At 68.7% G+C, this 9,435-nt stretch carries 9 protein-coding genes and 1 pseudogene; 2 read left to right on the forward strand and 8 right to left on the reverse strand.

The window, feature by feature from the left end; genetic code table 11:
- The 5 genes from A5652_RS07375 to A5652_RS07395 all read right to left on the reverse strand — a co-directional run.
- A partial coding sequence (locus tag A5652_RS07375) for a shikimate dehydrogenase (RefSeq protein WP_067348530.1) occupies positions 1-485 on the reverse strand: 485 nt, incomplete at its 3' end.
- Complete coding sequence (gene mltG, locus A5652_RS07380; protein WP_067348509.1) at positions 460-1,707, reverse strand: endolytic transglycosylase MltG; 1,248 nt, start codon at positions 1,705-1,707, stop codon at positions 460-462. The genes mltG and A5652_RS07375, both read right to left, overlap by 26 nt.
- Positions 1,700-2,218 carry a Holliday junction resolvase RuvX gene (gene ruvX, locus A5652_RS07385; protein WP_067348512.1) on the reverse strand — a complete coding sequence of 173 codons (519 nt, stop codon included), beginning with the start codon at positions 2,216-2,218 and terminating at the stop codon, positions 1,700-1,702. Before ruvX ends, mltG begins: the two co-directional genes overlap by 8 nt.
- Positions 2,219-4,930 (reverse strand): alanine--tRNA ligase, encoded by a 2,712-nt coding sequence (alaS, locus tag A5652_RS07390; protein WP_067348514.1) that lies wholly within the window; start codon positions 4,928-4,930, stop codon positions 2,219-2,221. It lies immediately after the preceding gene.
- A gap of 131 nt (positions 4,931-5,061) precedes the next feature.
- A complete protein-coding gene (locus A5652_RS07395; protein ID WP_197513813.1) occupies positions 5,062-5,451 on the reverse strand; it encodes a secondary thiamine-phosphate synthase enzyme YjbQ in 390 nt (129 codons plus the stop codon).
- Between the two features lie 191 nt (positions 5,452-5,642).
- On the opposite strand from A5652_RS07395, the gene A5652_RS07400 reads away from it, so the two are divergent.
- Entirely contained in the window at positions 5,643-6,266 is a 624-nt protein-coding gene (locus A5652_RS07400; protein ID WP_067348520.1) for a hypothetical protein, read from the forward strand.
- A 4-nt stretch (positions 6,267-6,270) separates the two neighbouring features.
- Here the strand turns inward: A5652_RS07400 and A5652_RS07405 are convergent, their stop codons facing one another.
- Both A5652_RS07405 and A5652_RS07410 read right to left on the reverse strand, forming a co-directional pair.
- Positions 6,271-6,606 carry a hypothetical protein gene (locus tag A5652_RS07405; RefSeq protein WP_067348523.1) on the reverse strand — a complete coding sequence of 112 codons (336 nt, stop codon included), beginning with the start codon at positions 6,604-6,606 and terminating at the stop codon, positions 6,271-6,273.
- Positions 6,603-7,961 carry a replication-associated recombination protein A gene (locus A5652_RS07410; protein WP_067348526.1) on the reverse strand — a complete coding sequence of 453 codons (1,359 nt, stop codon included), beginning with the start codon at positions 7,959-7,961 and terminating at the stop codon, positions 6,603-6,605. The genes A5652_RS07405 and A5652_RS07410 overlap by 4 nt, the downstream gene beginning before the upstream one ends.
- Positions 7,962-8,072: 111 nt before the next feature.
- On the opposite strand from A5652_RS07410, the gene A5652_RS07415 reads away from it, so the two are divergent.
- Complete coding sequence (locus tag A5652_RS07415) at positions 8,073-9,098, forward strand: hypothetical protein (RefSeq protein WP_067348528.1); 1,026 nt, start codon at positions 8,073-8,075, stop codon at positions 9,096-9,098.
- 21 nt (positions 9,099-9,119) lie between these two features.
- Here A5652_RS07415 and A5652_RS26530 read toward each other — a convergent pair.
- Positions 9,120-9,332 (reverse strand): annotated as a pseudogene (locus A5652_RS26530) (hypothetical protein); the annotation flags it as partial.
- Positions 9,333-9,435 lie beyond the last annotated feature (103 nt).

Consider the following 9,435-nt stretch of genomic DNA (forward strand, 5'->3'; position numbering starts at 1 on the left):
GCCGCCTTGTCGGGGTTGCGCGCCACCACGGTGATGCCGGCGACGCCCAGCTGGGCCAGGCCTGCGACGGCGGCCGGCGCGGTGCCGCCCGATCCACAAACGAGCGCCCATCCACAGGCGCTGCCGAGCGCCCCGGCAACCCCGTCGATGTCGGTGTTGTCTGCCCGCCAGCCGGTCGGCGTGCGCACCAGGGTGTTGGCCGAGCCCACCCGCTGCGCACGGTCGGTGTGCTCGTCGGCGAATCGCAGGGCGGCGAACTTGCCCGGCATCGTCACAGACACCCCGACCCATTCGGGGCCGAATCCGCCGACCACGCCCGGTAGCTGTTCGGCGTCGCATTCGATGCGGTCGTAGGTCCAATCGGCCAGACCGAGCGCGCGGTAGGCGGCCAGGTGCAATTGCGGGGATTTCGAGTGGGCGATCGGCTTACCGAGCACGGCCGCCCTGCGAGGGGCCGCGCTAGCGGGGGGTGCTGTCGAGGACACCGTTGTGCTTCGCCAGCTCGATGTTGGCCAGGTGTTGTTGATAGTCGCGGGTGAACAGCGTCGTGCCCTGAGCGTCGATGGTGACGAAATACAGCCAGTCGCCGGGCTGTGGGTGCTCGGCGGCGTTCAGCGCGTCGGTGCCGGGCGAACAGATCGCGGTGGCCGGCAGTCCCTGCGACACGTAAGTGTTCCACGGCGTCTTCTGGGCCCGGTCAGCGTCGCTGGTGGCCACCTCGCGGCGGTCGAGCGGGTAGTTGACCGTCGAGTCGAACTCGAGCGTGTGGTGGGCGTGCAGGCGGTTGTAGATGACCTGCGCGACCTTGGCGAAGTCCTGGGAGTTGGATTCCTGCTGCACCAGCGACGCCACCACCAGGATGTCGTATGGCGACAGGCCCATGGCCTGAGCGGTGTCCACCAGCCCGGACTTCACGTACTCCTCGGCCCCGGCGCCGATCAAGGTGGCCAGGATGGTCTCCGGCGAAGCGGATGGGTCGATGTTGAAGGTGCCCGGCGCAATCAAACCCTCGATCCGGCGATGGTCCTTGCCGAGCTCGCCGACGGGTTCGGTGGCCCATGGCGGCACGGCCAACGCCAAGGGAGAGCTGTTGGTCGCGGCCGCACGCAGATCCTCCACCCGGGCGCAGCGGGTGTCACCGTCGAGATCCACACAGGTGGCTCGCGAGATCAGCGTCAGGATTCCCGGCGTCACCACGTTGGTCTTCATGTCGGTGGTGTCGTCGAGCTGACGGCCTTCCGGGATGACCAGCCGGCCCACCCGGCTATTCGGGTCGGTCAGCCGCGCGACGGCGTTGGCCGCCGGGATTTCGGTGCGCATCCGGTAGAAGCCGGGCTGGATCGAGTTGATGGCGCTGTTGCCGTGCGCGGCGTTGACGAACGCCCGCACCGTCTTGATGACCTGCTCTTTTTCCAGCGTCTCGCCGATGTTGGTGGTGGAATCACCGGACTGAATCTGAATCACCAGGTCCCGCTTGCCGCTACCGCTGTAGTCGTCACCGAGCCCGAACAACGCGTGCCACAGCTTGCCGCCCGCGAAAACGCCGGCGACCACCACCACGACGAACACCGCGAGTGCGATCTTGACGGCGAAGCGGCGCCGACGGCCACGCTTCGCCTGATTGCGGGCGACGCGGCTCGACCTGCGCCGAGAGGGCGCGCCCACCGCCTCGGGCTCGGCTCGTTCCCGCCGTGCGCTGTCAACCATCGCTGAGCTCCCCCGCCACCGCCGCGCGGCGCTGGTCCAGCCAACTCTGCAGGATCGCCACCGCCGCCGCCTGATCGATCACAGCACGCTGTTCCTTAGCCCGCACCCCGGCCGCGCGCAGCGATCGCTGAGCGGCCACGGTGGTCAGCCGCTCGTCGGCCAGCCGCACCGGGATCGGCGCGGCCCCCCGCGCCAAAACTTCAGCCAACGCGTCGGCAACCTCGATCGCGTCGAGCGCCGACGGCCCGGTGCGATCGGCCAGCGTGCGCGGGAGCCCGACGACCACCTCGACGGCCTCGAGTTCGGCGGCCAGTGCGGCCAGCCGCCGCAGATGTTTGCCGTTGCGGTCGCGGCGGACGGTTTCGACCGGGGTGGCCAGGATGGCGTCCGGGTCGCTGCAGGCCACGCCGATGCGGACGCTGCCCACGTCGATGCCGAGCCGTCGTCCCCGTCCAGGGTCCTGGTGGGGATCGCCGGGCCGGTCAGGCATGCGGTGCTGTGTCAAGACCACTCAATCGACCCGCGCTATCACGGCGATCTCGGACCGCACCGCGTCGAGCGCCGCGTCGATGCGTGCCGGATCCTTACCGGAACCCTGCGCCAGGTCCGCCTTGCCGCCGCCACGCCCGTCAACGGTCGCGGCGAGCTGCTTGACCAGGTCGTTGGCGCGAAGACCGAGATCTTGCGCGGCCGGGTTGGCGGCGACCGCATAGGGCACCGTGGAGCCCTCATCCCCAGAAAGCACAGAGATCAACGCGACCACCGCGGGATCGCTGCCCAGCTTGCCGCGAATGTCGCCGACCAGGGAGCGCAGATCCGCCGCCGTCATCCCACCCGACATCCGTTGCGCCACCACCCGGACGTTACCGATACGCTCCGCGCCGGCCGCGGCGTTGGTCGCGGCCGCCCGCGCGCCGGCCAGCCGGGCGCGCTCGAGTTCCTTCTCCGCCGCCCTGAGCCGTTCCACCAGGTTGGCCACCCGGGCGGGCACCTCGTCAGACGGTACCTTCAGCGACGACGCCAGCCCCGCCATCAGCGCGCGTTCCTTGGCAAGGTGCCGGAACGATTCCAGCCCGACGTAGGCCTCCACCCGGCGCACGCCGGAACCGACCGACGATTCGCCCAGGATCGTCACCGGCCCGATCTGCGCCGAGTTGTGCACGTGAGTTCCACCGCAGAGCTCCAGCGAGAACGGGCCGCCGATCTCCACCACCCTGACCTCGTCGGGGTAGGCCTCGCCGAACATGGCCATGGCGCCCATCGCCTTGGCCTTCTCCAGCTGCTCGGTGAACGTGTGCACTTCGAAGTCGGCCTGCACGGCCTGGTTCGTCACCTCTTCGACCTCGGTGCGCTGATCCTCGGATAGCGGCCCCTGCCAGTTGAAGTCGAACCGCAGGTAGCCCGGCCGGTTCAACGATCCGGCCTGAACGGCGTTGGGGCCCAATACCTGTCGCAGCGCCGCGTGCACCATGTGGGTGCCCGAGTGACCCTGGGTGGCACCGCGGCGCCACTGCGGGTCGACCGCAGCGACGACGGTGTCGCCCTCCACGAATTCGCCCGACTCGACGTTGACCCGGTGCACCCAGAGGGTTTTGGCGATCTTCTGCACATCGGTGACCGCTGCGCGGGCGCTCTGCCCGGCCCCCGTCCCGCTGATCGTGCCCTCGTCGGCGATCTGGCCGCCGGCCTCCGCATACAACGGGGTGCGGTCGAGCACGAGTTCGACCCGGTCTGCCCCTTCGGCGCCGTGGGTGACCACTGGAACGCGCTTACCGTCGACGAAGATGCCCAGAATCTTTGCCTCGGAAGTCAATTCGTCGAAGCCGGTGAACTCGGTGGGCCCGGCGTCGACCAGCTCCCGGTACGCGGTCAGGTCGGCGTGCGCGTGCTTGCGCGCCGCGGCATCGGCCTTGGCGCGGCGGCGCTGCTCGGCCATCAATTCCCGGAAGCCGACTTCGTCCACTTCCAGGCCGGCCTCGGACGCCATCTCCAGCGTGAGCTCGATCGGGAATCCATACGTGTCGTGCAGGGTGAAGGCGTCCGAACCCGAAATCGCCTGCGCACCAGAGGTTTTGGTAGTGCCAGCCACCTCGTCGAACAGCTTCGAGCCCGCCGTCAGCGTGCGATTGAACGCGGTTTCCTCGGCGACGGCGATGCGCCGGATGCGGTCGAAGTCGGTGACCAGTTCGGGATACGACGGGCCCATCGCGTCGCGTACGGTGGCCATCAGTTCCCCGACGATGGGTCCCTCGATGTCGAGCAGCTTGGCCGAGCGAATCACCCGGCGCAGCAACCGGCGCAGCACGTAGCCGCGGCCGTCATTGCCGGGCGTGACGCCGTCGCCGATCAGGATGGCCGCGGTGCGGCTGTGGTCGGCGATGACCCGGTAGCGCACGTCGTCGTCGTGGTTGCCTACGTCGTAACCGCGCGGGGCCCGCGCTGCCGCGGTGTCGATGACGGGCCGCAACAGGTCGGTCTCGTAGACGTTGTGCACACCCTGCAGGATGAAGGCGACCCGCTCCACACCCATGCCGGTGTCAATGTTCTTGCGCGGCAACGGCCCCAGGATCTCGAAGTCGGCCTTGCCGGTCCCCTCGCCGCGTTCGTTCTGCATGAATACGAGGTTCCAGATCTCGATGTAGCGGTCCTCGTTGGCGATCGGGCCGCCTTCGACGCCGAACTCCGGCCCGCGGTCGTAGTAGATCTCCGAGGACGGGCCGCACGGGCCGGGGATGCCCATCGACCAGTAATTGTCTTCCATGCCGCGGCGCTGAATGCGGTCCTCCGGCAGGCCGGCGATCTCCTGCCACAGCTGCACGGCCTCGTCGTCGTCGAAAAAGACTGTCGTCCAAATGCGTTCGGGATCGAGGCCGTAACCGCCCTGCTCGACGCTGTCGGTCAGCAAGGTCCATGCCAGTTCGATGGCGCGCCGCTTGAAGTAGTCGCCGAACGAGAAGTTGCCGGCCATCTGGAAGAACGTGTTGTGCCGGGTCGTGATGCCGACCTCGTCGATATCGGGGGTGCGGATGCACTTCTGAATGCTGGTGGCGGTCGAGTATTCAGGGGTTCGCGCGCCCAAGAAGTAGGGCACGAACTGGACCATGCCCGCGTTGACGAACAGCAGGTTGGGGTCATCGAGGATCACCGATGCGCTCGGCACCTCGGTGTGCCCCGCCTTCACGAAATGATCAAGAAACCGTTTCCTGATCTCGTGTGTCTGCACTTTCGGAGTCCGCTTCTTCCTGTTACTTCGACGTCTGGATCCCAGCCTATTCGCCGGCGGATGGGAAGCCCGTCTAACGACGCATTTCGACCGCTCACAGTACCTGTCCCGGCGCGACGGGTACCGGGGCGCTAACCCTCCACAAAGCTCAGCCGGACCGAGCGTTGCGGGTTGTCCCGGTTCAGGTCGACCAGGACGATGCTTTGCCAAGTGCCCAGCATCGGCTCTCCAGCTGACACAGGAACCGTCACCGACGGAGCCACGAGTGCCGGCATCACATGGTCGGCGCCGTGACCCGCGGAGCCGTGCGAATGCCGGTAACGATCGTCGCGCGGCAGCAGCCGCTCCAGCGCGTCGACCAGGTCGTCGTCGGAACCGGCGCCGGTCTCGATGATGGCCACCCCGGCCGTGGCGTGCGGCACGAACACGTTGCACAGGCCGTCCCCGCGCGACCAGCAGAACCCGCGCACCGCCTCGGTCAGATCGACGATTCGGCGGCGCGAGGTGTCCACGTCCAACACATCCGTATGCACCCGGCCAAGCCTACGGCGCGAGCCTTGAGGCCAGCCAATCCATTGTGAGCGCTGCCACAGCATTTGAGGGCGATGAAGAACTTGCCGAAAGCGTTGCGGCGACTAATCGGCAGGAGGAAGGTAGCGGGTGGGACCGGTGGCGCCACCGGGGCGCCGCCCCGACATAGGAGGGGCCGACCGTGTACGCACGCTCCACCACCATCCAGGCGCAACCCCTGTCCGTCGACATCGGTATTGCGCACGTTCGCGATGTCGTCATGCCTGCCCTCACCGAGATCGATGGGTGTGTGGGGCTGTCGCTGTTGGTCGACCGGCAGTCCGGCACCTGCATCGCCACCAGCGCGTGGGAAACCATCGACGCGATGCGCGGCAGCGCCGAGCAGGTCGCACCCATCCGGGACCGCGCCGCGCTGATGTTCGACGGCAGCGCGCGCGTCGAGGAATGGGACATCCCGTTGCTGCACCGCGACCACCCCTCCCGCTCCGGCGCGTGTGTGCGGGCCACCTGGCTGAAAGTGGTGCCGGATCAGCTGAACCGGTCGCTGGAGTTCTACCGGATGGCGGTGCTGCCCGAGATGGAGAATCTCGACGGGTTCTGCAGCGCCAGCCTCATGGTCGACCACCCCGCCTGCCGGCGCGCCGTGACCTGCTCCACGTTCGACTCCATGGAGGCGATGGCCCGCAACCGCGACCGCGCCAGCGAACTGCGCAGCAGGCGGGTGCGTGACCTGGGCGCCGAAGTGATCGACGTCGCCGAGTTCGAACTGGCGATCGCGCACCTGAGGGTGCCCGAGCTGGTCTAGCGCGTCAGGGCAGGGCGTCGCCGGGAAATCCGCGGCAGGCGTGCACCTCGTAGGCGAAGACCCCCGCGGCGACCCCCGGGTCGTCGGCCATGATCGCCGTGGTGTCCTCGACCGTCGCCGCGAACACCCCGATGCCGCAGACGTCGGATTCGTCGCTGACCGGAAGGACCACCGCGAGCACGCCGTCGTCGCGCAGCCCGAAATTGCGCCGGCCGTGCTCCCAGATGACGCCCACCGACGACTCGTCGCCGAACCTCGGGCCGCGCTTGAGGATCACCACGCTGTAGGGCTGGGCGGTGGGCAGCAGAGCGCCCATCTCCTCGTCGGTGAAGATCTTCATGGCCGTCCCCTCCTCCGGATGATCGCGCGCAGCCGGTCCAGCCGGCCGGCCATCTCGCGTTCACCGCCACGCCCGGTGGGCCGGTAGTAGTCGACCCCCACCAGCTCATCCGGTGGATATTGTTGTGCGACAACCCCGTCCGGGTGATCGTGCGAGTACTTGTAGCCCTGCGCGTTGCCCAGTCCCGCCGCACCCGAATAGTGCCCGTCGCGCAGGTGGGGTGGAACCAGACCGGCTTTACCGGCCTTGATGTCCGCCATCGCCGCGGCCAGCGCCGTGGTGACCGCGTTCGACTTCGGCGCGCTGGCCAGATAAATCGTGCAGTGCGCCAGGGTGAGCTGCGCCTCGGGCATGCCGATCAGCGCCACCGTCTGCGCGGCCGCAACCGCGACCTGCAGAGCGCTCGGGTCGGCCATGCCGATGTCCTCGCTGGCCAGGATCATCAGCCGGCGCGCGAGGAACCGCGGGTCCTCGCCGGCGACGAGCATGCGGGCCAGATAGTGCAGCGCGGCGTCGACGTCCGAGCCGCGCACGGACTTGATGAAGGCGCTGATGACGTCGTAGTGCTGGTCGCCGTCGCGGTCGTAGCGCACCGCGGCCTCGTCAAGGGACTGCTCGACGGCCGCCACCGTCAACTCACCGCCGGGTTCGACCGCCTCGGCGGCGACCTCCAGCGCGGTCAACGCGCGCCGGGCGTCACCGGCGGCCAGCCGCACCAGCAGGTCGACGGCCTCGGGCGCGACCGGTGTCTGCCCGCCCAGGCCGCGCGGGTCCTCGATCGCGCGCTGCACCACGGTGCGGATGTCGTCGGCGCTCAGCGGCCGCAACTGCAGGATCAGCGACCGCGACAACAGCGGCGCCACCACCGAGAAGCTGGGATTCTCCGTGGTCGCCGCCACCAGCAGCACCACCCGGTTCTCCACCGCGGACAACAGCGCGTCCTGCTGGGTCTTGGAGAACCGGTGTACCTCGTCGATGAACAGCACCGTTTGCTGCCCCGACAGCAGCGCCCGGCGCGCGGTGTCGATCACCGCCCGAACGTCTTTGACGCCGGCCGAGAGGGCCGACAGCGCCTCGAACCGGCGGCCGGTCGCCTGCGAGATCAGCGCGGCCAGCGTCGTCTTACCGCTGCCGGGCGGGCCGTACAGGATGGCCGACGCCACGCCCGAGCCTTCGACCAGGCGGCGCAGCGGGGATCCGGGCGCCAAGAGATGGTCCTGGCCGACCACCTCGTCCAGCGATGCCGGACGCATCCGGACCGCCAGGGGTGCGCCACCCGACACGCCCAGCCCATGATTGCTTGACTGCGGCGGGCCGGGCAGGTCAAACAGACCGTCGGACACGGCTTCAGGCATACCACGAAGCCGCGACACGGCGGCGACTCATCTGGCACGGTCTGCATGACCGTCGGATACTTGTTAAGTTCTGCGACGCATGCCCAGAACGTCGACGACGTAGGAGCGGCCATGAGCCAACCCCCGGAGTACCCCGGCAATCCGATCGGGCCGCAAGGCAATCCTGAGCCCTCCGGTTACCCGCCTCCCGGTTACGGGCCTCCTGGATACGGTCCCCCGCCCGGCTCCGCGCCGCCTCCCGGATACGGTCCACCACCCGGCTCCGCGCCGCCTCCCGGGTACGGCCCGCCGCCGGGTTACGGCCCGCCCCCGGGATACGGGCCACCACCCGGTTACGGTCCACCCCCCGGATATGGGCCACCACCCGGCTACGGTCCACCCCAACAGTCCGGCCACCCCGCGGGATACCCCGCGGGTGGCCCGCAGCGGTTCAGCATCGGCGAAGCCTTCTCGTGGGCGTTCAGCAAGTTCGGCAAGAACGCCGTCCCGCTGATCGTTGCGTTGCTGGTCTACGCCGTGGCCGGGCTGATCCTGTACGGCCTGGTATTCGTGCTGTTGGGCGGTGCCGACGCGTCGACGAGCGATGCCGACGGAAATTACGGCGCATCGTTCTCGGGAGGCCTGGGCGGCGTCGGCGCGATCGTCCTGCAGATCGTCATTTTCGTCTACACCATCTTCGTCCAGGCGGCATTTCTGTCGGGCGCCCTCGACATAGCCGATGCCCGGCCGGTGACCGTCAGTTCCTTCTTCAGGCCGCGCCACTTCGGCAACGCACTTCTGGCCGCGGCGCTGCTCAGCGTGATCAGCGTGGCCCTGGACGCGCTGTCGCTGATCCCGCCGACGATTCTGTTCAACTTGGTGGCGCTGTTGGCGGTCGCGGTCTTCAGCTTCTTCGCGCTGTTCACCATCGCCTTCGCGACCGATCGCGACCTGCCCCCGATCGAGGCGCTGAAAGCGAGCTTCACCACCGTCCGCTCCGACATCGGCAGCGCCCTGCTGTCGTGGCTGGTGCAGTTCGCGATCGTGCTGGTCGGCGCCTTTTTGTGCCTCGTTGGGCTCGTCGTCGCTGCCCCGGTTGCGCTGTTGATCCAGGTCTACACGTACCGCCGCCTGTCCGGCGGACCGGTTGCGCCGTGAGTCCGATGACCGTCGACTGAGGCGGCCCCGCTCCGCGATGGCGTCGGCCAGCTCGGCCCACGCCAGTCGCACGTTGCCGTCGTAGTCGAGAAATTCGTCATAGCCGGTTGCCGGACCGTGGCGCAGATCGAAGAGCGCCTCCTGGGCCCGTGCGGCGCGGTATCCGGCCAGGAGGCGGTCCGCGTCATAGCGCGCGGTGCCGGGCCCGGACGGTGCACCGGAGGCGAATGTCATTGGTGGGCCGGCCTTATGACTGATGCAGCGGGGCCGCCTCAGTCGACGGTCATCGGACTCACGGCGCAACCGGTCCGCCGGACAGGCGGCGGTACGTGTAGAC

The sequence above is a fragment of the Mycobacterium sp. 1165178.9 genome (assembly GCF_001673555.1).
Classification (GTDB): domain Bacteria; phylum Actinomycetota; class Actinomycetes; order Mycobacteriales; family Mycobacteriaceae; genus Mycobacterium.